The 25,002-nt window shown below is 65.8% G+C and carries 26 protein-coding genes; 13 read left to right on the top strand and 13 right to left on the bottom strand.

All coding sequences use genetic code 11. The features are described from left to right. The first annotated feature begins 230 nt into the window (after positions 1 to 230). The 4 genes from BOO71_RS02990 (at position 231) to BOO71_RS02975 (ending at position 4,130) form a co-directional block, all read left to right on the top strand. Complete coding sequence (locus BOO71_RS02990) at positions 231 to 1,670, top strand: DUF4129 domain-containing protein (protein ID WP_075830493.1); 1,440 nt, start codon at positions 231 to 233, stop codon at positions 1,668 to 1,670. Continuing rightward, entirely contained in the window at positions 1,667 to 2,659 is a 993-nt protein-coding gene (locus BOO71_RS02985) for an AAA family ATPase (protein WP_075830492.1), read from the top strand. Before BOO71_RS02990 ends, BOO71_RS02985 begins: the two co-directional genes overlap by 4 nt. After that, positions 2,656 to 3,777: a DUF58 domain-containing protein gene (locus BOO71_RS02980; protein ID WP_075830491.1), complete on the top strand. Its 1,122-nt coding sequence runs from the start codon at positions 2,656 to 2,658 to the stop codon at positions 3,775 to 3,777. The genes BOO71_RS02985 and BOO71_RS02980 overlap by 4 nt, the downstream gene beginning before the upstream one ends. 80 nt (positions 3,778 to 3,857) lie before the next feature. Continuing rightward, positions 3,858 to 4,130 carry a hypothetical protein gene (locus BOO71_RS02975; protein WP_075830490.1) on the top strand — a complete coding sequence of 91 codons (273 nt, stop codon included), beginning with the start codon at positions 3,858 to 3,860 and terminating at the stop codon, positions 4,128 to 4,130. Positions 4,131 to 4,154: 24 nt separating this feature from the next. On the opposite strand, the gene BOO71_RS02970 is transcribed toward BOO71_RS02975, so the two are convergent. Continuing rightward, entirely contained in the window at positions 4,155 to 5,363 is a 1,209-nt protein-coding gene (locus tag BOO71_RS02970; RefSeq protein ID WP_254842997.1) for a lipid-A-disaccharide synthase-related protein, read from the bottom strand. A 97-nt stretch (positions 5,364 to 5,460) separates the two neighbouring features. On the opposite strand from BOO71_RS02970, the gene BOO71_RS02965 reads away from it, so the two are divergent. Next, on the top strand, positions 5,461 to 5,880 hold the full coding sequence (locus tag BOO71_RS02965; protein ID WP_075830488.1) for a hypothetical protein: 420 nt from the start codon (positions 5,461 to 5,463) through the stop codon (positions 5,878 to 5,880). A 60-nt stretch (positions 5,881 to 5,940) separates the two neighbouring features. Here the strand turns inward: BOO71_RS02965 and BOO71_RS02960 are convergent, their stop codons facing one another. The 3 genes from BOO71_RS02960 to BOO71_RS02950 all read right to left on the bottom strand — a co-directional run bounded on the left by BOO71_RS02960 (position 5,941) and on the right by BOO71_RS02950 (position 9,278). Further along, the gene (locus BOO71_RS02960) at positions 5,941 to 6,792 is read right to left on the bottom strand and encodes a carbohydrate ABC transporter permease (RefSeq protein WP_075830487.1); all 852 of its coding nucleotides are present in this window, start codon (positions 6,790 to 6,792) and stop codon (positions 5,941 to 5,943) included. A 13-nt stretch (positions 6,793 to 6,805) separates the two neighbouring features. After that, complete coding sequence (locus BOO71_RS02955) at positions 6,806 to 7,756, bottom strand: carbohydrate ABC transporter permease (RefSeq protein ID WP_075830486.1); 951 nt, start codon at positions 7,754 to 7,756, stop codon at positions 6,806 to 6,808. Positions 7,757 to 8,018: 262 nt separating this feature from the next. Beyond that, positions 8,019 to 9,278, bottom strand: coding sequence for an ABC transporter substrate-binding protein (locus BOO71_RS02950; RefSeq protein ID WP_075830485.1), 1,260 nt, complete (start codon positions 9,276 to 9,278; stop codon positions 8,019 to 8,021). 414 nt (positions 9,279 to 9,692) lie between these two features. On the opposite strand from BOO71_RS02950, the gene gatC reads away from it, so the two are divergent. Both gatC and serS read left to right on the top strand, forming a co-directional pair. Further along, on the top strand, positions 9,693 to 9,983 hold the full coding sequence (gatC, locus tag BOO71_RS02945; RefSeq protein ID WP_075830484.1) for an Asp-tRNA(Asn)/Glu-tRNA(Gln) amidotransferase subunit GatC: 291 nt from the start codon (positions 9,693 to 9,695) through the stop codon (positions 9,981 to 9,983). Continuing rightward, positions 9,984 to 11,261, top strand: coding sequence for a serine--tRNA ligase (gene serS / locus BOO71_RS02940; protein ID WP_075830483.1), 1,278 nt, complete (start codon positions 9,984 to 9,986; stop codon positions 11,259 to 11,261). A 68-nt stretch (positions 11,262 to 11,329) separates the two neighbouring features. Here serS and BOO71_RS02935 read toward each other — a convergent pair whose 3' ends face one another. Continuing rightward, a complete protein-coding gene (locus tag BOO71_RS02935; RefSeq protein ID WP_075830482.1) occupies positions 11,330 to 11,812 on the bottom strand; it encodes a hypothetical protein in 483 nt (160 codons plus the stop codon). A gap of 151 nt (positions 11,813 to 11,963) precedes the next feature. On the opposite strand from BOO71_RS02935, the gene BOO71_RS02930 reads away from it, so the two are divergent. The 3 genes from BOO71_RS02930 (at position 11,964) to BOO71_RS02920 (ending at position 15,000) form a co-directional block, all read left to right on the top strand. Further along, complete coding sequence (locus BOO71_RS02930) at positions 11,964 to 13,931, top strand: endonuclease (protein WP_075830481.1); 1,968 nt, start codon at positions 11,964 to 11,966, stop codon at positions 13,929 to 13,931. A 95-nt stretch (positions 13,932 to 14,026) separates the two neighbouring features. After that, positions 14,027 to 14,551 (top strand): DinB family protein, encoded by a 525-nt coding sequence (locus BOO71_RS02925; protein ID WP_075830480.1) that lies wholly within the window; start codon positions 14,027 to 14,029, stop codon positions 14,549 to 14,551. Between the two features lie 11 nt (positions 14,552 to 14,562). After that, complete coding sequence (locus tag BOO71_RS02920) at positions 14,563 to 15,000, top strand: hypothetical protein (protein ID WP_139322706.1); 438 nt, start codon at positions 14,563 to 14,565, stop codon at positions 14,998 to 15,000. 4 nt (positions 15,001 to 15,004) lie between these two features. On the opposite strand, the gene BOO71_RS02915 is transcribed toward BOO71_RS02920, so the two are convergent. From BOO71_RS02915 to BOO71_RS02900, 4 genes are all read right to left on the bottom strand, one after another. Then, entirely contained in the window at positions 15,005 to 15,508 is a 504-nt protein-coding gene (locus BOO71_RS02915) for a DUF2442 domain-containing protein (RefSeq protein WP_075830478.1), read from the bottom strand. An 11-nt stretch (positions 15,509 to 15,519) separates the two neighbouring features. After that, complete coding sequence (locus tag BOO71_RS02910) at positions 15,520 to 15,780, bottom strand: DUF4160 domain-containing protein (protein ID WP_075830477.1); 261 nt, start codon at positions 15,778 to 15,780, stop codon at positions 15,520 to 15,522. 52 nt (positions 15,781 to 15,832) lie between these two features. After that, positions 15,833 to 16,561 carry an SIR2 family NAD-dependent protein deacylase gene (locus BOO71_RS02905; RefSeq protein WP_075830476.1) on the bottom strand — a complete coding sequence of 243 codons (729 nt, stop codon included), beginning with the start codon at positions 16,559 to 16,561 and terminating at the stop codon, positions 15,833 to 15,835. A 61-nt stretch (positions 16,562 to 16,622) separates the two neighbouring features. Next, positions 16,623 to 17,612 (bottom strand): endo alpha-1,4 polygalactosaminidase, encoded by a 990-nt coding sequence (locus tag BOO71_RS02900; RefSeq protein ID WP_075830475.1) that lies wholly within the window; start codon positions 17,610 to 17,612, stop codon positions 16,623 to 16,625. A 327-nt stretch (positions 17,613 to 17,939) separates the two neighbouring features. On the opposite strand from BOO71_RS02900, the gene BOO71_RS02895 reads away from it, so the two are divergent. Continuing rightward, positions 17,940 to 18,521, top strand: a complete 582-nt coding sequence (locus BOO71_RS02895; RefSeq protein ID WP_075830474.1) for a UbiX family flavin prenyltransferase — start codon at positions 17,940 to 17,942, stop codon at positions 18,519 to 18,521. Beyond that, on the top strand, positions 18,518 to 19,195 hold the full coding sequence (gene ispD / locus BOO71_RS02890) for a 2-C-methyl-D-erythritol 4-phosphate cytidylyltransferase (RefSeq protein WP_075830473.1): 678 nt from the start codon (positions 18,518 to 18,520) through the stop codon (positions 19,193 to 19,195). Before BOO71_RS02895 ends, ispD begins: the two co-directional genes overlap by 4 nt. A 127-nt stretch (positions 19,196 to 19,322) precedes the next feature. Here ispD and BOO71_RS02885 read toward each other — a convergent pair whose 3' ends face one another. Further along, on the bottom strand, positions 19,323 to 21,269 hold the full coding sequence (locus tag BOO71_RS02885) for a S8 family peptidase (RefSeq protein ID WP_075830472.1): 1,947 nt from the start codon (positions 21,267 to 21,269) through the stop codon (positions 19,323 to 19,325). Positions 21,270 to 21,699: 430 nt separating this feature from the next. On the opposite strand from BOO71_RS02885, the gene BOO71_RS02880 reads away from it, so the two are divergent. After that, on the top strand, positions 21,700 to 22,581 hold the full coding sequence (locus tag BOO71_RS02880) for a 4-(cytidine 5'-diphospho)-2-C-methyl-D-erythritol kinase (RefSeq protein ID WP_075830471.1): 882 nt from the start codon (positions 21,700 to 21,702) through the stop codon (positions 22,579 to 22,581). 79 nt (positions 22,582 to 22,660) lie between these two features. On the opposite strand, the gene BOO71_RS02875 is transcribed toward BOO71_RS02880, so the two are convergent. The 3 genes from BOO71_RS02875 to BOO71_RS02865 all read right to left on the bottom strand — a co-directional run bounded on the left by BOO71_RS02875 (position 22,661) and on the right by BOO71_RS02865 (position 24,967). Then, positions 22,661 to 23,650: an NADPH:quinone oxidoreductase family protein gene (locus tag BOO71_RS02875; protein WP_075830542.1), complete on the bottom strand. Its 990-nt coding sequence runs from the start codon at positions 23,648 to 23,650 to the stop codon at positions 22,661 to 22,663. A gap of 245 nt (positions 23,651 to 23,895) precedes the next feature. Then, on the bottom strand, positions 23,896 to 24,099 hold the full coding sequence (locus tag BOO71_RS02870) for a hypothetical protein (RefSeq protein ID WP_139322704.1): 204 nt from the start codon (positions 24,097 to 24,099) through the stop codon (positions 23,896 to 23,898). A gap of 70 nt (positions 24,100 to 24,169) precedes the next feature. Further along, positions 24,170 to 24,967 (bottom strand): aminoglycoside phosphotransferase family protein, encoded by a 798-nt coding sequence (locus tag BOO71_RS02865; RefSeq protein ID WP_075830469.1) that lies wholly within the window; start codon positions 24,965 to 24,967, stop codon positions 24,170 to 24,172. Positions 24,968 to 25,002 lie beyond the last annotated feature (35 nt).

Raw genomic sequence — 25,002 nt, 5'->3', positions numbered from 1 at the left:
GGAGGTGCCCCGTAGGGGCGGACTCGCAGAGCTGCGAAGCAGAGGGGTTCAACCGTGGCATCCCCCCTGTCCGCCGCGAAGCCGATCCACTGACAAGCCTCCACCCGAAAAGAGCTAAAAACGGCAACTTTCCCCCACCCGAGCGCGTATTCTCCAGTCGAGATGACGTTTGAGGAATTCTCCTGACCGCCGCGCCGCGTGAGGAACCCTGGCTGGACGCCCCGGCGCGGGTGTCATGGCGGGCCTACGGGCTGGCGCTGCTTCCGCTGGCGGCGGCGGGCTGGCTGCCGTGGTGGGCCACCGCGCTGCTGTGCGTGCTGTTCGGCCTGGCCGTGCGCTGGCCCCGCTGGGAGGAAGGCCGCCTGCTGCTGAGTCTGCTGATCGTGGGCGGCGCGGCGGTGGCCCTGGCCCCGGCGGCGCTGGCGCAGGGCCGGACGGCGCTGGTGGGTCTGGCCCTGCATTATCTGGCCCTGTTTTTTGTGGTGATTGCCCTGAACTGGTCCGCCAACCGCATCACCGACGGTTTGCGGCGCAGTCGTGGGGCGCTGTTTGTGCCGCTGCTCATCGGGCTGCTGGCCCCGCAGCCGGGGCTGCTGCTGGCGCTGGTCGGGGGACTGCTGGCGATTCCGGGCCGTGACGAACGGATGGGACGGCGTCCCGAGCAACCGACACCCCGCGTGTGGTGGGTGGTGGGCGCGGCGCTGGCGGCCCTGCTGGTCTTCAGCGTATTGCTGCCGCGTCAGGCCGTGAATTGGGCGGCGCTGGGAGAGCCGTCGCCTCCTGCGTCTAACGTGCAGACTGCGCCGCCCCCCAACCAACTGCCCCCCCCGGACCTGGGCCAGACGCCGTCCGCCCCCACCTCGCCCGGCCTGGAACTGCCGTTTCAATTCACCATCGAAAATGTCTTTCTGCCCGTTGATGCCATCCTGCTGGGCGGGCTGCTGTTGCTGGTGGCGGGCGGCGGCCTGCTATTCAGGTTTCGCCCGCAGGATGGCCGTAAACCCCGCCTGATCGAGATGCTGATGGTGGCGGGCTTGCTGCTGACCGGGGCGCTGTGGCTGGCGGCAGGCGTGTTGCTGTCCGGCGGCGGTGGGGGCGGGGCGGCAGGGGCAGCGCAGACCGTGGGTCCTGGCGCGGGCAACGCACTGGGGCAACTGCTCAGCAACATCATCGGGCGGCGGCAGATCGACATCAGCGGCTTTATGCGGGCGCTGCTGTGGCTCAGTCTGGTGATGCTGTTTGCGCTGGCCGCAGCCCTGCTCTGGCTGAACTTCACGCAGGCCAGGGAGAAAGAGGGGGACGGGAAGGTCTCGCCAGGGCTGAAGGCTGAGGCCCCCGCCCCCGCCCAGCCCGCCCTGCACCGTGTCCGCCTCGCCTACAGACAGGCCGAGGAACTGCTGCGGCAGCACGGGCGCGGTAGGCTGGCCGCCGAAACCCCGGCAGGCTACGCGGCGCGCCTGTCTGCCCTGGACGCCGTGCTGGCCGGGCCGCTGGATACCCTGACCCGCGCGTATGGCCCGGTGCGCTACGGCGGGCGCGTGACCGACGAGGACGCCGCGCAGGCCGAGGCGGCAGCGCATGAGCTGGCCGGGATGCTGCCCGATCTGCCGCCCCCCCATGATCCATCCGAAGACGCTCCCGACTCCCTTTCAAAAAAGGAAAATCCATGACCGATTCAGCCCTGTCCCCTTCACCCACCACGCAGCCCTTTGCCCGCAGCATTCTGGACAACATCGCCCGCGTGCTGGTGGGCAAGGAGGGCGTGTCCGGGTTGGCTCTGGCCGGGGTGCTGGCCGGGGGCCATGTGCTGCTGGAAGACGCTCCCGGCACCGGCAAGACCATGCTGGCCCGCGCGCTGGCGATCAGCCTGGGCCTGACCTTCACCCGCGTGCAGTTCACCCCCGATCTGCTGCCCGGCGACGTGACCGGCGTCAGCGTGTACCGCCCCGCCAGCGGCACCTTCGAGTTTGTGCCGGGGCCGATCTTCACGGGCGTGTTGCTGGCCGACGAGATCAACCGCGCTACTCCCAAGACCCAGTCCGCGCTGCTGGAGGCGATGGGCGAGGGGCAGGTCACCGAATCCGGCGTGACGCACATGCTAGAGCAGCCGTTCGTGGTGATCGCCACCCAGAACCCGATTGAGAACGAGGGCACCTACCGCCTGCCCGAGGCGCAACTGGACCGCTTTCTGCTGCGCCTGTCGGTGGGCTATCCCACGCTGGAAGAAGAGGTGCGGATGCTCTCGCGCCTTCAGGGGCAGCACCCGATCTACGCGCTGGAATCGGTGGCCGCCCCTGCCGATCTGCTGACGGCCCGCCGCGAGGTTCAGGCCATCCACGTTTCAGAGGATCTGCGGCGTTATATGGCCTCGCTGGCGGCCGGCACGCGCACGCATTCCGCTGTGGCGCTGGGCGGCGGCCCGCGTGCCAGTCTGGCCCTGCAAGGGGTGGCGCAGGCGCTGGCGTGGATGGAGCAGCGTGGTTACGTCACGCCCGACGACGTGCAGCGCGCGGCTCCTGGGGTGCTGGCCCACCGCCTGAGCCTAAGGATCGAGGCGCGGCTCCAGGGATTGCCCGCTGAGGAAGTGGTGCGCGAGGTGCTGCGCTCTGAGCCAGTTCCAGTGGAATCCGTGCAGCCTGAGCCTGTCGCCGCGCAGTGAACCTGCTGATCTCGGCCCTGGTGTGGCTGGCGGTTCTCGGCGTGCTGGGCGCGCTGCTGTGGTGGCTCTACCGCAAGCCGCCCCACGTCTCCCTGACCCGTGAGGTGCCGCCAAACGGCTTTCAGGACACCCGCCTGCCGCTGATGGTCCGGCTCGATCTGCACAGCCGCCTCCCTATCCGGTATCTGCTGGAAGACCCCACGCCGCGCGCTGTGGTGGTGGACGCACCCGTGCGGCTGTCCGGCGAACTGCTGGGCCAATCCGAGCAGGAGGTCCGTACCCACCTGACCCTCAACAGCCGGGGCGTGTACGAATGGCCGGGTGCCACGCTGCACTGGGCCGATCCGCTGGGGCTGTTCTGGCGCAGCGTGTCCGTCCCGGCCTCCCAGCGTCTGGATGTTTTTCCCAGTCCCCACGGCCTGCGCCTGCCGGACCTGCTGCGCCCCCTGCTTTCCGAGGGTGGCCTGAGCCGCCGCCTGGGTCTGGACGATCCCATCAGCCTGCGGAGCGTGCGCGAGTATGTGCCGGGCGATCCGCCGGGCCGCATCCACTGGCGTTCCAGCGCCCGCACGGGCACCCTGAGTGTGCGTGAGCCGGAGCGCACGGCGGCCAGCAGCGTGACCGTCTATCTGGACGTGAGCAGCGGGGGAGAGGTGTTTACCGAAAGTGCCGTGCGTCTGGCCGCCAGTCTGGTGCAGGAGGCGCTGGCCCTGGAATTGCCCGTCTCTGTCGCCACCAACGCGGGCGTGACCCCCACAGGCCGCCACGCCGAGGCGCTGCATTCTGCCCTGCTGCGGCTGGCGCAGCTTCAGCCGGACCCGGCCCCGCCCGTGATTCCGCCCACGCGTTCCGGCGGCAACCTGATCATCCTGAGCGCCAGCCCCGCGCCCGCGCTGATCGCCGGGGCCATGCGGGCGCGGGCCACCGCCAGCCGGGTGGCTATTGTCGCCATGCCCGAGGGCTTTTACCTGGAACCCGGCGAGAAGCCGCGCCGTCAGTGGGTGGCGGCCCCCGACTCGGTGAAGAATCTGGAGCGGCAGGCCGGGGTGCTGGCCGGGGCAGGCATCCTGGTCTTCGTGCTGCGCGGCAACCAGAGCGTGTTGCGGCTGGGCGGTTGAGTGGTCGCCACTCTCCACCTTTCGCCTATATAAAGGAATGTCTCAGGTGCGTTCTCAGCCCGGCTTGGTAGCGTGGGGGCATGACCCAGAATGATGATCGCCCAGGCGGGAAGCTGCCCGGCAACACCGATACGGACGGCAAGCCTGAACCCACCAACGTGGAGTTGCAGTTCATGGGCAAAACCGACGTGCGCGAGGAACTGGACGCCGAGGTCAAGGCCGAGAGCCACGAGGCCGGGGACTACAAGGAACGCGGCATGGACAAGCAGGACGTGGCCGTGGCACAGACCATGGACGGCAGCGATCCGCCCAGCACCAACATGGGCGACGCCGACGAGGACATCACGAGCTGAGCTTTTTTAACCGGACGTCTGGCCTTAGCGCCGGGCGTCTTTTTTATCCCGTGCCAGCCGCTCGATCTCTGCTGCAATAACCGGCAAGGCTCCCGCCGGGCCGATGCGGGTCAATCCGTCCAGCGCCGCCCACGCCCGTTTTGAGCCGTTGCCAAGTGTTGACCTGACCTCTGCCGCCAGAACCACCGGGTCCGCCCCCACCACCCGGAGCGCCGCGCCCAGCAGACGCCCCTGCCGCCTCGCAAAGCCCTCGGTGTACTGTGGGCCGCTCGTGGCAAAGGCGACCACGGGAATGCCCAGCCCGGCCAGTTGCTCGTTCGCTGTGCCCGACGTGCCGATGGCGATGTCCGCCGCCCGCGCCACCGCGCCGAAAGCACCGCGAAGCAGGTGGATGCTCGCACCCTCGCCCGTGGCCAGTGCCTCCGCGTCACTGCGAATCTCCAGCGTCCAGCCGTCCGGCAACCTGACCGCTTCCCAGTCGTGCGGCCAGGCCACCAGCGCTGTGACTCCGGGCAATAACGCGGCGGCGCGCAGCATCACGGGCAGACTCTCACGGTGGTCCTCGCGCGAACCGGGCAGCAGCGCCAGCACTGGACGGCCCGGTGGCAGATTCAGTTCACGCTCTGGCCTGTCCAGCACGTCCATCGCAAAACTTCCGGCAAAGCGGGCCGGGACGCCGCGCCGCTGGTAGTAGCGCTGGGTGGCGGCGTCGCGCACGAATACGGCGTCTGCCCCACGTGCCAGCCGCAGTTCGTAGGGCATCGGCAGGTTGGCCCCCAGCGCGTTCAGTTCCTGCAAAGCCCCGCGCAGATTCAGACCATCCAGATACTGTGCGCTCAGCAGCGGCTGAACGTGAATCAGGGGAAGGTGATTCAGCCTCGCCGCCACACTGCCCACCATCAGCGCGTAGGCGTCGCCCACCACGACGACTGCGCCCGTGCCTCTGGCCCCGCGCACGGCGTCGCTCCACTGCCCCAGCGAGTCACCGATCAGTCCGGCCCTCAAATCTGCCTTCAGATTATTCAGGCTGCCGAAGGGAAAGCCGCCGCTGGGCAGATGCAGGACCCGGCCCACCCGGTTGGCCTCGGCGGCGGCATAAGCCCGGCCCTCACCCACCAGTGGGGAGTAACGAATTTTGCCCGGCAGCAGTCCGGCCAGCCGCGCCCCGATCAGGTCTTCCGCCGTGCCGTTGGAGATGAACAGGGTGGGCGCGGGGTGGGGGGCGGCAGTCACGCGTCGCAGCATACCGCCGATGATCAAATCCTAATATCGCCCGTCCGCGCTGGCGTGATAGGAATACGGCTGAGATGCCCCCCGCCAGTGACCTTCAATGAGCGAGTTCGACGAGCTTCAGGCCGCCATTCGCCGCCACGCCCACGAGCGGCAGGCCGAGGAGCGCGCCTGCGAGGCGTTCCTGAATGCGCTGTACCACGCCCTGCGCGCCGCCAGCGGGCCGGGGTTGCCACTGAACAACGTGACGCTGGACTTCACCGTGGACCCCGCCAACCGCCTGCGTCCCGTGCCCACTGGGGGTTTTCATGCCGCCTGGCTGCGCCTGGGCCTGTGCGAGGTACTGGTGCGCGTGCGCCGGGTGGGCGGGGCCTTTCAGGGCGAGTACGGCGACGGCGGCAGCTTCCGCCTGGAGGGTGCGGGCGAGGATGAGCTGATCACCCTGGCCCGGCAGATGCTGCGTGGCGTGGCGGATACGTACGCGGGTTCAGGGCAGGAGCGTGTCAGGCGGCTGAATTGAGGATGAGCAAAGAAAATCGCCCCTCCAGAATTCGGAGAGGCGATTTTGTCAGGAGAGAGGCTAGCCCTTGACCGCCCCTGCCGTCAGGCCGGACACGATGTTGCGCTGGAAGATCAGCACCAGCGTGATCAGCGGAATCGTGACCACGATGCTGGCGGCCATGATCGGCCCCCACGGCTGGTCAAACTGCGACGCGCCGGAGTAGTTGGCGATCACTACGGGCACGGTGCGGTTGGTACTCATGAAGGTCAGCGCGAACAGGTACTCGTTCCAGGCGTTGATGAAGGCCAGCAGACCGGTGGTCACCAGCGCGGGCATCATCACTGGAAACAGCACCTTGAACAGCGTTTGCAGCGGGCTTGCGCCGTCCACCAGCGCGGCTTCTTCCAGCTCGCCGGGAATGTCGCGCACAAACGAGGTCAGCACCCAGACGGTGAACGGAATGGTGAAGATCAGGTACGAGACCATCAGGCCAATCGGGTTGTCGAACAGGTTGAAGCGCGTGATCAGTGTGAACAGGCCGCCCAGCACGGCGATCTGCGGAAACACGCTGACCGCCAGGATGATGTACATGATGAACTGCTTGCCCCGGAAGCGGAAACGCCCCAGCGCGTAGGCGGCGAAACTGCCGAACAGCAGACTGACGGCCACGGCGCCCACCGCGACGATGGTGCTGAAAAATAGTCCACGCCGGAAGCTGGCGTTGGCGAACACCTGGGTGTAATTGTCCAGGGTGGTGGGCGCGAAGGCGAATTGCAGGGGCGGCAGGAACAGATCGGTGGCCCGCCGGAAACTGGTCAGCACGGCCCAGCCGAAGGGCAGCAGCAGGTACAGGGTGATCACGATGACCAGCAGGTAGAACAGCGTCCGCTGAAGGTAGTACATACCGGGATTGGTGCGTTTCAGGTACATGGACAGCCCTCCTTTAGTCGAACTTCACGCGGAAGGCGGTCACGTAAATGACCACAATCGCCATGATGATGATAAAAATTGCCACCGAGACGGCGCTGCCGGTGCCTAGCAACTGGTTGTCGATCAGTTGCTGGCGGGCGTAGCCGGTCATGCTGGTGCTGGCGGCCACGTTTGCGCCCAGCATCACGTACATGATGTCGAACACGCGCAGGGCGTCCAGGCTGCGGAAGACCAGGGCCACCAGCAGCGCGGGCCGCAGCAGAGGCAGGGTCATGCGCCAGAACTGGGTCCACTTGCTCGCGCCGTCCATGTCGGCGGCCTCGTACATGTCGCCGGGCAGGCTTTGCAGTCCGGCCAGGATCAGCAGCGCCATGAACGAGGTGGTCTTCCACACGTCCACCGCGATCATCGCCCAGATGGCCGTGCCCGAATCGGCCAGCAGCGCCTGTCCGCCCAGCAGCCCCTGTCCGATCAGGCCAAAGGAATCGTTGTACATGTAGGCCCACATCTGCGCCGAGACCACCGTGGGAATCGCCCAGGGCACCAGCATGGCGGTGCGCAGGAACGAACGCCCCGCGAAGGCGCTGTTGACCACCAGCGCGATGATCATGCCGAACACCGTTTCCAGGGCCACCGAGAACACGGTAAAGATCAGCGTGTTGCGGACGGCGGTCCACCACTGCGGGTCCTGCATGAAGCCCAGGCCGATGCCCTCGGCGGTGGTAAACCAGAAGTTCTGGAAGCCGATGAAGGTGGCCTGATCCGGCGTGGTCAGATTGGCTTCCTGCGCCGAGAAAAAGATCGTGCGGTACAGCGGGAATCCGGCCACCAGCGCGATGGCGATCAATGTGGGCAGCAGCAGCCAGAACGCCTGCCAGGCGCGCGCACCCTCGATGCCGCGCACCTTCTTCTTGCGGCCCATCGGTGGAGCAGTTGGAGGTTGGGTTGGGGCGTTTGTGGTCATGGTTTACGGCCTCCTGGTCCCTGAAAAGTGGGTTCCCGAAAAGGGATAGGAATCCCGGCAAAGCTTGAAAAATTTTCGGCGGATGACATCTGGCCTGCTCTGTCTTGGAGCCTTCAGTCTAAAGGCCAACTCTGGTCTCTGTTTGGGGGTAGGTCTGGTCTGATTTTTTTAAAACTCTGATTTTCCGAAACGAGGAGGGGGACGCCCCATCGTGCAGGCGTCCCCCCAATTCACCGAATGGTGAGGGGTGGAGTGGCCGCGCTTACCAGCCGCGTCCCTTGATGCGTGCCAGATCTGTTTCCAGCTTCTTGACGGCGGCTGCGCCCTTGGTCTTGCCCGCCATCACGTCGCTGACTGCGCCCGCGAAGGCCTGCGAAACCTGGTTGTACTTCAGCTTGGTGGGGCCGGAAGGCCGGGCCACGGCGCTGGTGAACACATCCAGCAGGCTGCCGAAGAAGGGGTTGGCCTTCAGGATGGCCTGGTCCTTGTACAGCGCGGGACGGGTGGGGTTGTAGGCTCCCTCGATGGCGCGGAGCTTCTGCTCGTCCGCGCCGGTCAGGTAGCGCACCAGATCGATGGCGGCGGCCTGGTTCTTGGAGTACATGCTGACGCCCAGGTTCCAGCCGCCCAGCGTCGCCGCTGCGCCGTTGCCGCCGCTGGGCAGCGGGGCCACGCCGATCTTGCCCTTGACCTTGCTGTCGGCGCTCTGGCCCAGTGCCCAGGCGTAGGGCCAGTTGCGCATGAAGGCCGCGTTGCCCGACTGGAAGATGCCGCGCGCTTCCTCTTCACCGTAGGTGGTCACGCCGGCGGGGCTGATGGTCTTGACCCAACTCGCGGCGGTGTCCATCGCCTTGGCGGCGTTGGCGTTGTTGACCGTGATCTTGCCGCTGTCGTCCACGATGGTGCCGCCGCCGAAGGACACCAGCCATTCCAGCGCGTCGCAGGTCAGGCCCTCGTAGTTCTTGCCCTGGAAGACGAAGCCGGTAAAGGTGCTGCTGGTCTTCTTCTCGCCGTCCTGGATCTTCTTGGCCATGGTGGCCAGCTCGGCCCAGGTCTTGGGCGCGGCGTTGTAGCCGTACTTCTTCATCAGGTCCGTGCGGTAGTACAGCAGGCCCGCGTCGGTGAACCACGGCATGGCGACCAGCTTGCCGTCCACGGTGTCGGCGGCGATGATGCCCTTGAAGTGTTCGTTGACCTCGGCGGCTGGGATCTTGCCCTTCAGGTCCACGAAGTGCTGGGACAGCAGGCCGGGCCAGATGATGTCGAGCTGATACACGTCGATGGCGTCGCTCTTGGCGGCCAGTTGCTGCTGGTACAGGCCCAGACGGTCGTTGGTCAGGTTGGGGCTTTCAAAGACCTTGACGGTGTTGCCGGTCTTCTTGGCCCAGCGCGCCGCGCCGTCCTTGCAGAGCTGGAGTTCCTGCCCCACGGTTCCGCAGGCCAGGGTGATCTGAACGGCCCCAGCCTGGCTGGAGGCGGCGATGGCGGCGGTCAGGCTGACAAGTGCAATAGCTTTCTTCATTTGTTCTCCTTGTGTGGATAGACCGGGCGGACCCCGACTGCGCCTCTTCATTTCGGAAGCGGTTCCACGGTTGCGTAGTTGTGATTCCGGCAGGCTACACCGCCTGCCCTGGAGTGTCAATGTGAGTTTTCTCAATTCCCCGAAAATCTTACAGAACGGATGAATGCCGACTGCGAGCCGTTCCTGTGCCCGTCGGCGCGTGTGGTACGGGGAATAGTCCCGCCCCGCCCGAAAAGGTCTCGTGGCCAATGGTGGCTCTCACGGACTCAGGTTGTTCCCTGACATTTCCACAGCCGTCTGGGGATTGGGCGGCGCGGCGCTGGCTGTTCGGAAAACGGTAGGCCAGTTGGCATACAGACCATGCCGCCAGAATGCGGCAGCCACAGGCCGTGCCCAGAATCTATACTGCGCCCCATGATTGACGCCGCCCAGATGGACCACCTCGCCAGCCTCGCGCGGCTGGAACTGACCCCCGATGAACGGGAAGCCATGACTCAGGACCTCGTGCGCGTGCTGGGCTACTTCGAGCAACTGCGCGAGGTCAACACCGATGGCGTGGAGGAAATGCAGCGCCCCGTGAATCTGGTCAACGTGCTGCGAGACGACGTGCCCGGCCAGGCGTTCCCCGCGTCCGTGATCGAGGCGCTGGCCCCTGAAATGCAGGACGGCTTTATCCGCGTTCCCCGCACCGTCGAGGCCGACTGAATGCTGGACCTCAAATTTATCCGCGAGAACGCCGGGGCCGTCAAGCACGCCATTCAGGTCAAGGCGATCAACCTTGATCTGGACGAGCTGCTGGCGCTGGACCATGAGCTGCTGGGCGTCAAGCAGCGTGTGGAGGCCATGCAGGCCGAGCGCAACGCCAATGCCAAGCTGGTGCCGAAGGCTGGCCCCGACGAGCGCCCTGCCCTGATCGTCAAGGGCAAGGAGCTGGGCGAGGAGATCAAGGCGCTGGAACCCGCTCTGCGTGCCCACGAGGAACAGCTCAGGCAATTGCTGCTGCGCGTGCCGAATATTCCCCTGGACAGCGTGCCAGTGGGTAAGGACGACTCCGAGAACGTGGAACTGCGCCGCGAGGGCGTACTGCCGGAGTTTGCCTTCAAGCCGCTGGATCACGTCGAACTGCTGGAACTCCAGGGCTGGAGCGATCCCGAGCGTGTGGCGCAGGTGTCGGGTAGCCGCAGCTATCTGCTCAAGGGCGAGGCGGTGCTGCTGGAAATGGCGGTGCAGATGTTCGCGCTGGATTTTCTGTCCGCGCGCGGTTTCACGCCCCTGAGTACCAGCGCCCTGATCCGGCCCGAGACCCTGATGGCCTCCGGGCACTTTCCGGGCGATGAGGAAAGCGTGTACAAGCTGGAGGGCGACGAGCTGATGCTGGCTGGCACCGCCGAGGTGCCCGTAAACAGCCTGTACGCTGGCGAACAGCTCAGCCTGGAGATGTTGCCGCTGACATTTGCGGCCATCAGCGGCGCGTTCCGGCGCGAGGCGGGCAGCGCGGGCCGTGACGTGCGCGGCCTGATTCGCGTCCACGAGTTCCGCAAAGTCGAGCAATACGTCCTGTGCCGCGCCGACGAGACCGAGGCGCTGGAGTGGTTTGGCAAGATTCTGAAAAACGCTGAAGACCTGCTGACCGCCCTTGAACTGCCCTACCGCGTCGTCCAGAACTGCACCGGCGACATGGGCGCGGGCAAGGTGCTGATGTATGACCTGGAAAGCTGGGTGCCCAGCGAGAACCTGTACCGCGAGACGCACAGTTGCAGCTATCTGGGCGACTGGCAGGCGCGGCGCACGAATCTGCGTTACCGCGACGAGGACGGCAAGCTGACCTTCGCCTACACGCTGAACAACACCGGAATTGCCACGCCACGCATCCTGGTGCCGTTCCTGGAAAACCACCAGCAGGCCGACGGGACAATTCGCGTGCCGGAGGCGCTGAGACCTTACCTGGGCGGGAAGGTCAGCCTCGGCAAGCCCGTTCGCTGAGGCCGCACTGGGCTGAAAAAGCCGGAAACTGACCACGCAGCTTCCGGCTTCAGCTCAGAAATTCGAAGCTAGTGGGTCTTGAAGGTCACCACGGTCATGTTGCCCTTCGTCATGGTCATCAGGTCCAGTTTGTACTTGCCCATCACGTAAGCCTCGCTGTACGTGCCGTCCTTCATCATGCCCATCGCCATGTTCATATCTTCCTTCCAGCCCTCGGACTTGATGGCCTTGGAATAGTAGTTGAACAGCGCTTTGGCATTCTTGCTGGCAAAGGTCAGGGTGGCGCTGTTGCCCTTCATCATGTTGTAGGTGTACTTGCCCATGCCGGGGGCGGCCATGATCATCAGGTCATTGCTGTGGCCCATCATCATGTTCATGCCCTTTTCCTCGGTAAAGCGCAGCATCGGCGCACCGGTCATGGACATCGACATGCTGCCTTTCGACATCGAATCCTTGGACATGCTGTCTTTATTCATGTTGTCCATCGTCTGGGCAGAGGCCAGGGTCAGGGTGGTCAGCAGGGTCAGGGTCAGCACATTTTTGATGTTCATGGTGGTCTCCTTGAGGTGGGGACGGCACGGTCTGTGTCGCAGCTCTCAATGGGAATACGCGGGGCGGCAGGCGAGGGTTCAATGTCGGCTGTCGGTCAAGGTGAGCTAAAGGCCGCGCCCCCGCCTCACCCCTGTCCGGTACGCTGTGGCTATGGACATTCCGCCGCAGGTGCTGGAGGAAACGCACGCCCGCTATATCAGCCGCGACGCCGACAGGGCAAGGACGCACGAACGCCTGATCGTGGGCGGCCCGCTGGCGGCCAATTCCGATGAAAGGATGGAAGCCCGGCTGACCCGCCTGGGCGTGCCGTATGCCGACGCCTGCGCTATTTCTGAGGGCCGCGAGAAGATGGCGGTGGTGGCCGAACGCTGGCCCGGCAAGACCCGCATTCAGGCCGAGCGGGTGCTGGGCGCGAACGATCTGGTGGGCGTGGCGTATCTGGATCTGGCCCGCAGCGCGTCGCGGGCGGTGGGGCGCGTGGTCCTCAAGGACGCGCGGGGCCGCACGGTGGGCTTTGGCACCGGCTGGCTGTGCAGCCCGCGCGCCATCCTGACCAACCACCATGTGCTGGAGGACGCTGCCATCGCGAATCTGGCCGTGATCGAGTTCAATTACGAGCTGCTGCCGGACGGCGCACTCGCCACGCCTGTCACGCTTCCCCTGGACCCGGACACGCTCTTCGTGACCTCCGAGGGGCTGGATTACTCGCTGGTGGCGGTGCGCGGCGAGACCTCTGCCTACGGCTGGCTGCCGCTGATCGCCAGCGCCGACAAGACCGTGCTGGGCGAGGCCCTGAGCATCGTGCAGCACCCCGGCGGCGAGACCAAGCAGATCGCCCTGCGCGAGAACCGCCTGATCGACCTGTTGCCCGACTACCTGCATTACGAGACCGACACTGCCCCCGGCAGCAGCGGCAGCCCGGTCTTCAACGACGCCTGGGAGGTGGTGGCCCTGCACCACAGCGGTGTGCCGCGCACCGACGCCCAGGGCCGCACCCTGCGCCGCGACGGCCAGCCGCTGCAACCCGGCGATCCCGACAGCGCCATCGACTGGATCGCCAACGAGGGCGTGCGCGTCAGCCGGATTCTGAACGACTTGCGGACCCGTGCCGACGCGGCGGGCAATGCGTTGGTGGCCGAGGTACTGAGCGCCAACCGCCCGCCCACCATCGTTTCTGCACCTCTGGTGCCCGGCGAGGGCGTGCTGGAAGCGGTCAGCACCCTCGATCTGGGCGTGGTCACGGCGGGACCGGACGGCGTGGCAAGCTGGCCCGTCACGCTGAAGGTGCGGGTGAAGGGGGGAGAGGCCGGGCCAGCCCAACCCGTGCCCAGACCGCAACCTGACCCCCAGCCGGGCGCTTACCTCAACCCGCAGGACGGGGCGGATGCGGCGGCGTATTACGCGGGCCTGTCCACCGATGCCGCGCCCCAGGACCGCTTTCTGGCGCTGTCGCAACTGGTCACGCGCACGCACGCGCAGACGCCGCGCTACGCCCCATCTGCCGAGCTGTATCCGGCGGTAGACCTGTGGCCGGACGGCAAACTCCGCAGCCTGTACAGCGCCCGCGAACACGCGCCGGAAGACTTCATCGCCGCCGATCTGGCCGCGCAGGGCCGCCGCACCGAACTGGCCGCCCGCGAGGGAATCTCGCTGGACACGCTGGAAGACGCCTTCCCGTACAACTGCGAACATGTGGTGCCGCAGAGCTGGTTTGCCAAGCGCGAGCCGATGCGTGGGGACCTGCATCACCTGTTTGCCTGCGAACCCGATTGCAATTCCTTTCGGGGCAACACGCCGTATTACGATTTCCCCGATTACGGCGAGGCATTGCGGAGCGACTGTGGCCGCCGCGATCCCGGCGAATTTGAACCTGCCCACGGCAAGGGCGCGGCGGCGCGGGCCACCCTCTACTTTCTGCTGCGCTACCCCGGCGTGGTGCGCCAGTACAGCGCCCGGCACCTGGAAACGCTGCTGGCGTGGCACGCGGCACAGCCCCCCGGCGACTGGGAAAAGCACCGCAACGCCCTGATCTTCGCCCGCCAGGGCAACCGCAACCCGCTGATCGATCACCCGGAGTGGGCGGCAGAAGTGGACTTTGGCGAGGGGCTGGGGCGGTAAGCCGCTCTCCTGGCGGGGCAGACGGCCAGCGAAGGGACCGTAAACGTAAACGCAATCTGCACCCCGCCCCTCTGTCCAACCGCTAAACTGCCTCCATGACACAACCTATGTTCGATCCCTCCGTGCTGCTGTTCGTGGGCCACACCCCCGAGGAAGTCCGCACCCGCCTGAGCGTGGAACTGGACCGTATGGAAGCCCACCTGCGGGGCCGCGAGGCCGACTGGACCACCACCCAGACGGGCCGCGACTGGTCTCCGGCCCAGGACGCCGAACACATCATGAAGATCGACAACAGCATCGTCCCGATGATGCGCCTGCTGATGTCGGACAAGGAACTGCGCCCCATGCCGCAGGTGCCGGGCGAGATCATCGACGGCAAGCGGCAGTCTCCCGAAGCGCTGCTGCCCAGCGCGGAAGGCATGCCGTTTGAAGCGCTGGACACCACCTGGGCCGAACACCGCCAGAAATTAGAAGAAATGGCCGCTCATGTCACGGCGACGCCGGGGCGCACCTTCTGGCACCAGTTTTTTGGCGAGATCGACGCGCTGGACTGGCTGCGGATGATCGCCATGCACCTGCGCAACCACCGCAAGCTGCTTGAGGAGAGCGCGGCGGCATGACCGGAGGCCCGATGGAGACTGCACCCGTCAAGACCGACAAGGGCAAGCGCGGGCACGAGCTGGATATTCACGTCACCTTTGCCCACCCGCTGCCCGAAGCGCAGGCGTTGGCCGCGCTGCTGGTGCTGGACGGCTTCCGCGTGGAGCTGTACCGCCCGCACCCCGCGCCCACCCGGCCCGCCCATGAACCCGTGCCGGAGCCGGAAGTCACGCCCGATATTCCCTCCGCCCGCCTGACCGGGCCGCTGCATGACCCGGAGGCGGTGCGCGCGGGCCTCAGCGCCCTGCTGGGCAAGGACGCCCGCTACGTGGAAGTCGGCGTGCGCGGCTTTTTGCGGAGTACGACAGGCCAGACCGACTGGATGCCGTGGAAGCTGAACAAGGTGTTGAAGCGTGCCGAGGCTGGAAAGGTTGGGTTTGAGGAAGCGGTGCGATATGTGCTGGAGTAACGTCTTATGACGCCCGCTTCTCTTTAGGCACCAGTTCCACCCGCAATTCCATTCCCAATGCGTCGGCCAAGCGCGTCAGCGTTGCCAGTGAATGACCCTCGTAATAGGGGTCAATTAGGCGGCTCAGCGCCTGCTGACGCATGCCGGCACGCTGGGCGATCACGGCCTGCGCCTCCCCGCTCGCCTCCACCGCCTGCCGCAATTTCTGGCTGACCGGGTTGGCCGTCTGCGGCGGCACGAAGTCGCTGAGTGGAAACTCGGGCGGCATATTCCCGTAAGTCTCGGGCCGGAACGAATCGGCGTCTAAATCCAGTTCGCCCGGCCAGCCCAGCGAACGGCCCCGCACGCCTACCGCGACCTGATTAAAGAAGGCCGGGTCTTCCAGCGGTGCGAAAACTCCGCCGCCAGAGGGCAGACTGCTCACGTCTGCCGTGACAGCGGCTCCATCTGTGAAGGTCAGGTGCAGGATGTGGGGTGCTTCGGCAACGATGGCGGCGAGTTTGTACATTGGTCCTCCCTTTATTCCAGCGGGTCTATGCGGCCCAGTGGTTCCTGGGCACGTGCCAGTTCCCAGACCTGCGCCAGTTCGGGCTGATGAATTGCTGCCCATTCCAGCACCAGCCGCAGCGCCCGCCGGGGCAGCCAGCCGTCATCCAGCGCCAGATCGTCGATCAGGATGGTGGCCTCGTCGTCGCCGTAGATGGCGTGGAAGTGCGGCGGCAGGTGATCGCGGTAATAGAACACGATCTTGATTCCGTAGAAACTGCACACCTCCGGCATAAGTCGAGACTACTACAAAAATGGTGTGACCCTGGATCATCCCAGCTAATTTCTATCCGTCCATCAAAGCTGCCAGCCCCCGCGAGGCCGTCTCGCGCAGGCTGAAGCTCAGGCGGGGGGTCAGATCGGTTTCATCCGGGTTGATCTCGATCACCGTTCCGCCGCGTTCCAGTGTCTCGAAGGCCAGCCCCGCCGCCGGGTACACCACGCCGCTGGTGCCGATGATCAGGGCCACGTCGGCGGCAGTAAAGGCGTCGCTGGCCGCCTCCAGCGCCTGCTCGGGCAGGAACTCGCTGAACCACACGATGTTGGGGCGCATCCGTCCGCCGCATCTGGAGCAGACTGGGGGCGGCACAAAATCTGCCGGGGCGGGCAGGGCGTCGATGTGGGCGCAGACCTCGCAGCGGGCGGTGGTCAGGTTGCCGTGCAGTTCTACCAGTCGCTCGCTTCCGGCGCGGGCGTGCAGGCCGTCCACGTTCTGGGTGGCCAGAAAGTAGCCGTCGCCCTTCTCGCGTTCCAGCCGTGCCAGCAGCTCATGTCCGGCGTTGGGCGTCGCGGCCATCACGTCGCGGTAACGGCCCGCGTACCACTCCCAGACCAGGGCCGGATAGCGGTAATAGGCGTCCGGGCTGGCGAGGTCTTCGGGCTTAAAACGCGCCCAGTGGCCCGTCTGCGCGTCGCGGAAGGTGGGAATGCCGCTCTCGGCGCTGATGCCCGCGCCGGTCAGCACGGCCACGCGGCGGGCGTCACGCAGGGCGAGGCGGGCGTCGGACAGGTTCATGGGGCCAGTCTAGCGGGCTGCCGCCCATGCTGACCGCGTGCCAGGACGGGCGAACTCCCGCTCAGTTGCAGGTTTCGCGCAGGTAAGCGCGCGCCGTCCCACCCGCCAGATAGCGGTCCTTTTTCAGGGCGTTGATGCCGTGCTGGGCCATCAGGCCGCAGTCCAGCGCCTTGTTGCGGCGGTATTCCACGTTCAGGGCCAGCTTGCCGCGCCGGGTGTACTCGGCCAGCGGGCCACATTCGCGGTACTGTTGGCACGCCTCGTTCAGAATCCCGTCGAACTTTTCCACCATCATCCTGCCCGTGCGATCCCGCAGCAGCACCTTGTCCGGGCCGTTTTTCTGGAATACGGCCAGCCCCAGCCCATGCGCCTGATCGGCAATCCAGCCGTTGAAGTCGAGTTGCTGCTGCGTGGTAATCCGCCCGCCGCTGACATTCTCGTCGTTTTGCAGGTTGTCCGGCTCCAGCGCGTCGAAGCCCTTGGCCTTGCACATCTTCATGCGCTCGGTCAGGATGTCCGCCAGCACCGAACCGGGCCGGAAGACGTCGGTGATGTCCAGAAACGCCTCGTCGGGCCAGTCGGGGTCCTGCTGAATCTTCAGATAATCCGGGTAGCGGGCCGAGTCGGGGCGGTACGGTTCGTAGCTGCCCGCATCGATGTAGCAGACGGTGTAGAGGCCCTGCCCCTTCAGCTCCGCGACTTTGGCCGCCGACACCGTGAACCCGTCGAGACCGATCAGGCTGGTGCCCGCTGCCACCTTGATGTGGCGTTCCGTGGCCGCCCCGATCTGCCAGTCCCAGCTCACCTTTCCGGTGGGAGGGAGCTTGATGGCGCTGGCGTTCTGCCCAGGCGTTGTATGTCCAGGCTCTGCATATCCAGACTCTGCATATCCAGACTCTGCGCTGGCCGCGTTCTGCCCTGGCAGGCCCAGCGCCGGGGTGGTAGCGGATACGGGACTGGCCGCCGGGGACCCGGCGCTGGGGGAGACGCTCTGCCCACAGGCGCTCAGAACAAAGGACAGGGCCAGCACTCCAGAACAGGTGTTTCGCATGGAACTCCTCGGTTGCGGTGGTCTCTCTCCAGTCTTGCGGGCAACTGCGCCCAAACTACGCAAAGCGGTCTGACAGGATCAGCAGTCGAGGAGTGAAGTATTTACATAAAGGCGCATATCTTTTAGAAAATCCGGTCTCTTAAAAAAGCTGGAGATTTTGTGAGGAATTCGATACTCCGCTTCAAGCGCTGGCGGGATCGGCATTTTTTCAGCGTCAGTTCTTCAGCGTCAAAAAGAGCGGTGGGATGCGGGCGCGGCCCACGCTGCCTGCTACGCTTTGCCCCATGAGGCAACGACTTTGAGGCACTGCATTCTGGGGAGCGGCGCTTGAGGCTGGTGGTGGGCGTGTCCGGGGGCAGCGGCATCCCCTACGCGGTGGACGTGTTGCGGGCGCTGCATGGCCTGAAGGTGGACGGGCAGCCCATAGAGACGCATCTGGTGGTCAGCAGCGGCGCAAAACGTGTGATGAGCGCTGAGGGCGGCCCGCAACTGGCCGATCTGACCCAGTTCGCCACCCATGTTCACGAGGACCGTGATCTGGCCGCCAGTGTCGCCAGCGGTTCCTACCGCACCGATGGAATGCTGGTCATTCCGTGCAGCGCGGGCACCCTGGCCAAGATCGCGCATGGCTTTGCCGACAACCTGCTGTCGCGCGCCGCGCATGTGACCCTCAAGGAACGCCGCCCGCTGGTGCTGGTGCTGCGCGAGGACCCGTTGCCCCGGCCCACGCTGCAAAACATGCTGGCCGCCCACGACGCCGGGGCCACCGTCATGACCGCCAGCCCCGGTTTCTACCACTCGCCAAAAGATGTGGACGAACTGCTGCATTTCGTGACTGCCCGCGTGCTGGACCAGTTCGGCCTGGACGCCCCCGGTTTCAAACGCTGGCGCGAGGATGACGAGGAATGACGGGGGCTTGCCTGCTGGCTGGCACCACGGCGGCCCTGATTCCCGCCGCCGGAAGTGGCACCCGCCTGGGCCTGGGTCACAAGGCGTTCGTGACGGTGGGTGGCCTGTCCCTGCTGGCCCGCAGCGTGGCGGCCCTGGCCCCGCATGTGGACGAGGTGCTGGTGGCCCTGCCAGACGGTATGGAGCTTCCCCCCGGCATCGACGCCCGCGCCATCGTCGGCGGCCAGACCCGCCAGGACAGCGTGCGCCGCCTGCTGCGCGCCACCGTGGCCGACACCGTGCTGATCCACGACGCGGCCCGCCCCTTCCTGGGGGCCGACATCATCTACGCCCTGCTGGAAGCGGTGGCCGAAACCGGCGCGGCGACGGTGGCCCTGCCCGTGGCCGACACGCTGGTGCAGGCAGAGGGAGGCGAGATGTGGGGCGCTGCCGTCTCCCGCGAGGGATTGTGGGCCGTGCAGACGCCGCAGGGCTTTCACCGCGAGCTGCTGCTCCGGGCACACGAGCAGGCGGCGGCTGACGGCCACGCCGCCACCGACGACGCCGGATTGATTGCGCGGCAGGGCGGACAGGTGCGGCTGGTGCGCGGCGACGCCCGGTTGTTCAAGGTCACCACCCCCGGCGATCTGGCGCTGGCCCAGGCACTGGCCCCGGTCTGGGACGCGGGAAGCTGAGGCGCGAGGAACGGCGGATCACGAATCCGTACAAGTTGGGAGATGAGAGAGCCAATCGAGAGAGCCAATACAGCAAAGCCCCCGCCTGTGTTCAGGGCGGGGGCTTTGGCGTGGGGATCAGGCGAGATCAGCGGGTCAGCAGAAATGCCCTGTCAACCTGAAGAAGACCGAATCCGTTGGTGAAGTCATACCCTTTTTTGCCCATGTCGGAGGAGGTGAAGGCCAGCGCGTCGAAGAGGTCCTCTGGCTTCAGCCTGGGCTTGTTCTGAAGCAGCAGTGCGGCGGCGGCGGCGGCGTGCGGGGCGGCGGCGCTGGTGCCGAAGAAGTTGGGGAAGTTGTCGCCGTCCACCAGCGAGCCGTCGCCGAAGGTGGTCTGACCGAAGAAACTGGTGTTGACGCCGTCCGGGGCGCTGAAACGCGGCTGTAAGCGCAGTTCCACGTTCCGCCTGCCATTGGTGTCGAACAGAATCGGAATGCCGCCCACCGAGGTAAACGGTTCGGGCAGGGCGGGACTCACCCCATACGCCGGGGTGTTGGAAAAGCGCGCCGCCGCCACCCCCACGCCACCCTTCGAGTTGGCGTGGCCCTTGGCGGTGGGACTGTTGGTGATGTACTCCTGTGCGCTGGCATTGCCGTATTCCTGCATCCGCACGAGCGTCGGAAGGGGGCCGTCAAAGCGCGTGACCAGCAGATTGACCACCCTGGGGCTGTTGCTGGTGTTGGCCACGGACACGGCTTCAATCGGGTCGTTGCCGATATTGTCGTCGGTGCTGACGCTGAAAATGCCGTTGGCAGGATCGGGCGGAATGATGTTGCCCCTGTCGTCCAGAACGAACAGATCGAGGTCGGTCCGCGCTCCGCGTCCATTGCGGGTGGCCGAGGCGAAGGGATCATCCCACTCCAGATACGTCGTGAGAACGCCGCCAGCGGGAATGATCACTTTCCGCAGGGTGTCGGTGCCGCGCGGGGCGTAATTGAGCATGTTGGCCTTGTAGTCGATCTGGCCGCCCGGACCGCGCAGGATAAAGGGGCCGCCGTTTTTCCAGGTGGTCTCGAAGGCTTCGGCTCCGGCGTTGCCCGCCGAGGTGAAGTAGGCCACGCCCTGCTTGGCGACCTGATCTACGGCCTGGGTGATGATGCCGTCACTGTACGCGGGTTCGGCAAAGTAGCTGACGTCGTCCACGATGACCTTTGAGCCGGCCTGGGCCAGCCGCAGGATGTTGTTGGCAAATCCCGCCTGACCACCGACGAAGGCCGTGGCGAACGAGATGTCTGCGCCCGGAGCCACGTCATGGACGATCTGGGCCATGGCCCGTCCCTCGTCGCTGCCGCCATTGTTCTGACCCAGATCCTGAAGCACCTGCACGCCCCTGGCCGGCAGGTCGCCGTTGCTGATGTCCTGGGCCACGGTCGTCCGTGGCGGGCCGCCCTCTGTGGCAGTGTCCCAGGCATTGAAGGAGTCCGAGAGAATCCCCACCCTGATGCCCCGGCCATCGACGCGGTACGTGCTACGGGCAATGTTGGAGCGCTGCGCGAAATCGCCCTGTGACAGGACGCCGGTGGCTCCGGTCAGGGGAAAGGCGTTGGTTCTGGCCGCCGACATCCGCACGAACTGGAGTTCGGGAAGCAGACCGGCCTGCGCCAGAGCGCTGACGGGCAGGCGGCCCGAGACCATCTGCTGGAAGGCGGAGCCGTCTTTCAGGCCCAGACGCTGTAACTTTTCCAGCAGCGCGGCAGGATCGGCGCTCGCCACGGCGTCCACCGTGACGTAATTGCCGTTGATCGGCAGGTCAAGCCCGTTCTTGCTGTTCCCCAGCGACTGAACGCTCAGGGGTGTGGCCGCCAACTGTCTGAGCGCCGAACTCAGTTTGCTCTTGCCGAAGGCCGTCTGGACACTGCCGAGCGCTAGCACCGACAAGTCCTGCTGGCCGGTGACGGCGCTGGGCACGTCGTTCAGCGAGTCGGGCTGAGAATCGGTGGGCTGTGAGCCGGTGGACTGCGAATCGGGCTGCGAGGTGGTTCCGCAGCCGACGAGCAGGCTCAGGGTGAGGGCCAGACCCAGATAATTTCTCATCGTTCTCCTTTGACAAACGACGGCCCTCACCGATGTCCTCTCTCGGCGGAACTCTCATTTGTGATGAATCCCTCATATCATAACAGGCTGTGAGCGGAAGGTTGATGAGAAGCGGGTGCCGGCCTATATCATTGGGTCATTTAATACAAAATCTGGCTGAAAAGGGTTGAAAACACCAGAGAAAACCGAGGTGAGTCGGCATGGTCCCGGTTTCCACCGCGTCATCTGGATTCCGCCTTATCCGCCCCTCTCCTTCCCCTTTTTCCCTTCCCCTCCCAGTCGGGTTTCCCGGTCCCTTCATCACTGTTCAACCGGAATCCTTATGGGTTCGTCTCAGGGTTCGGTCTGAATGCCTGCCGATCTGAATGTCTAAAGGTATGCATGCCAGCCGGGTCCGGCTTCTCTGGCCCGCCCGCTGCCCCCGTATGGAATGCTGCGGGGTGTGAGCCTCAGCAGTCCCGCCCTGACCTCCAGAACCTATCTGGCCCCAGCCAAGGTCAACTTTGGCCTCAGCGTGCGCTCCCAGCGCGGCGACGGCTACCACGAGCTGCACACCCTGATGGTGCCGCTGGCGGTGGGCGACGAGCTGGAGATCGGCCCGGCAGACACCCTGACCCTGGAGGTGCGGGCGGTTGGCGGGCTGGGGGCGGACCTGCCCACCGACAGCCGCAATCTGGTCTACCGCGCTGCCCGCGCCTACCTGGACGCGGCAGGCATCCCGGCGGGTGTGGCCATCGTCCTGCACAAGCGCCTGCCACTGGCTTCTGGCCTGGGGGGCGGCAGCAGCGATGCGGCCACCACTTTAATGGCCCTGGCCCGGCTGTATCCGTCGGCGGTCTCGCTGCCCGAACTGGCGCTGGGTCTGGGCGCGGACGTGCCGTTCTTCCTGCTAGGACAGGCTGCCGTTGCGGAGGGCATCGGCGAGGTGCTGATGCCGGTGCCGGTGCCGCGCACTTCGCTGGTGCTGGTCAATCCGGGGGTGGAGGTCAGTGCCCGCGACGCTTATATGTGGCTGGACGACGAGGAAGCATTTACCTCTGCCCTGGACGTAAACGCGATCCTGGCGGCGCTGGGCGGTGGAGGCGAAGTACCGTATCCCAATGCCCTGCAAGGCAGCGTCAGCGCCCGCCACGCCCCCGTGCGTGAGGCGCTGGCCGCGCTGGCGCACGCGGGTCTGCGCTCTCCCCTCATGAGCGGTTCGGGCAGCACCTGCTTTGCCCTGGCCCCCGACGACGAACGCGCTTACGACGCCGCGAAGGCCATCGCCCTGGCCCACCCGGACTGGTGGGTCCAGGCGACCCAGACGTTGTAGGGCAGACGCTGTAGAGATAAAAAACCCCTCTCCGAAGATGGAGAGGGGCGCTGCGAGGGCAGCGGGTTGTAGGGGCTGCTCAGCGGCCCGGTTCGATCACCACTTTTCCAATCGTCTTGCGGTCTAGGATGTCCTGAAAGGCGCGGGCGCTCTCGGCCAGAGCGTAGGTCGGCCCCACCTGCGGGGTGACCTGCCCGCTGGCCACCAACGGCGTAAGGGCCTGCGCCGCCGCCACTGTGGCCTCCCGGTCATTCATCATGCTGGTCAGCCACAACCCGGTCACGGTCAGGTTGCGCTTCATCAGTTCCACCGGGCGCATGTTGGCCTGCTCGCGGCTGGCGTTGCCGATCACGATCACGCGGCCCTGGTCCGCTGCCATGTCCAGACTTTCCTGAAAACGCGGGCCGCCCACCACTTCCAGAATCAGCGGTACGCCCTTGCCGCCCGCCGCGTCGCGGACCTTCTGCACGCGGTCCGGGTCATCCTGAAGCAGGGTCACGTCCGCGCCGAGGTCCCGCGCGAGCTGAAGTTTCTCCTCGATGCTGGCCATCGCAATGACCTTCATGCCCATCGCTTTGGCAAGCTGCACGCTGGCCGTGCCCAGTGCGCCTGCTGCCGCCTGCACCAGCACCCATTCGCCCTCCTGGCCGCGCCCCAGCGTCTTGAGGCCGTGGTAGGCCGTGAAGTACGACACCGGAAAGGCGGCGGCCTGCGCGCCTGTGAAGCTCTCCGGCACAGGAATGATGCCCGTCGCCTTGACCACGGCGTATTTTGCCAGCGCTCCGCTGCCGCCCAGGCAGGCCACACGCTGCCCCACTTTCACGCTGGTGACGCCCTCGCCCAGCGATTCCACGATTCCGGCAAATTCCATGCCCGGCGTGTAGGGCACGCGCGTGCGGGTCAGGTACTCGCCCGCCACGGCCAGCACGTCGGCAAAGTTGATGCCCACGGCCTCCACCTCGATGCGGATCTCGCCCTCGCCCGGCTGCGGCACGGGAATGTCCTTGATTTCCATCACGTCGGGGGGGCCAAGTCGCTCGACAACAATTGCCTTCATCTGATCGGTCATGGGCGGCAGCATACCCGAGTGGAGAGGCGGTCACCTGAAACCCTGTGGATCAGGGCATGTCCTGTTGCGGTGGCCCCGCACTGCCAGATCAGAGCAGTTCTCCGAATTACGTCACCGGAAAAAGAGACTTACGGCGACTCCATTCCGCGTCCTGCTCGACAAAATCTGCTCGCTGTCTTGGGCAGAACAGACGCCCTTAAGGACGCTCGCTCGGTTATCAAGATGGTCTCTTCATGCCTGATGCTTTAGCCGTCCTCGTTGTCCGGGATGATGCCGCGCGTCATTTCCTGCTGCAACTTGCCCAACTCGTCGGTGGGCGTCTGGTTCTGTGGATCGCCTGCGGGAATGTCGATCACGTCCGGGTGAGCCTCCGGCACGGTACTCTGCACGATCTCGCCGCGCTGTTCGCCTGTGGCCTTGCCCTCTGGGGTCTTATCGTCGGAAGTCATGCTGGTCAGGGTAACGCTGCCTGTGGCCCCGCCGCGTGCAGATTCGGACAACGGGACTTTAGATGCCCGTTCATCTCGCCAGTTCCGCCGCCGCGATCCGTGCCACCTCCAGCGTCATGTCGGCCAGTCCGCCCTCGCCGTCTTCCAGATGCCACGCGGCAGAGAGGCCCGCGTAGGCCAGTGCCCAGCGCAGCAGGCGGGCGTAATCCAGCCCCGCCGTCTCGGAAATGATGCGCGCCTGCCGTGCCAGTCGCCCCGGCGCGGTGGCCGTGTCCAGATCAGGGTTGCACAGGATGTTGGCGTAATCGAAGCCGCGCTCTCCGATCAGGCCCTTGGGATCGATGAACCGCCAGTCCCCTTCGGCAGTGGACAGCAGGTTGCCGTGGTGGATATCGCCGTGCAGCACGCCCACGTCCTGTGGCGAGTCCAGCAGTTCGTGGGCCGTTTTCAGGGTGATGGATAGAATGCCGCCCGCGCTGGGAGCTATTTTCTCCAAGCCTTGAAACCAGCGCCGGAGTGTGGGCAGCTCGGGCCACGGCTGCTGCTGGGGCAACTTCGCCGCCGCCCGGCACAGCAGACGCGTCGCCTCGTCGTCCTGCCCACCCCTGACCATCTCCGCCAGCGAGGGCGTGGATTCCAGCCGTTCCATCAAGAGAGCTGGCCCGTCGTGTTCGTACACCTGCGCCGCGCCTCTGCCATTCCACCAGACCATCAACCCGTTGCCCCGGCGTTCCTCGTGGCTACGGGCCAGCTTGAGCATGGCCGCCTGTCCTGCGCGCCGCACGGGCAACAGGTCGCTGCTATGGGTGTGGAGACTCAGGCCGTCCACCGTCAGATGCCAGCGGCTCAGATACGGTCCAAAGGTCACCCGTCCAGTCTGCACCTTTCGGCGGACGCCTCAAC

The sequence above is a fragment of the Deinococcus marmoris genome (assembly GCF_001949125.1).
In the GTDB taxonomy this organism is placed as follows: domain Bacteria; phylum Deinococcota; class Deinococci; order Deinococcales; family Deinococcaceae; genus Deinococcus; species Deinococcus marmoris_A.
The sequence above is the reverse complement of the archived record's forward strand: the minus strand, read 5'-3'. Positions and strand labels throughout refer to the sequence as shown.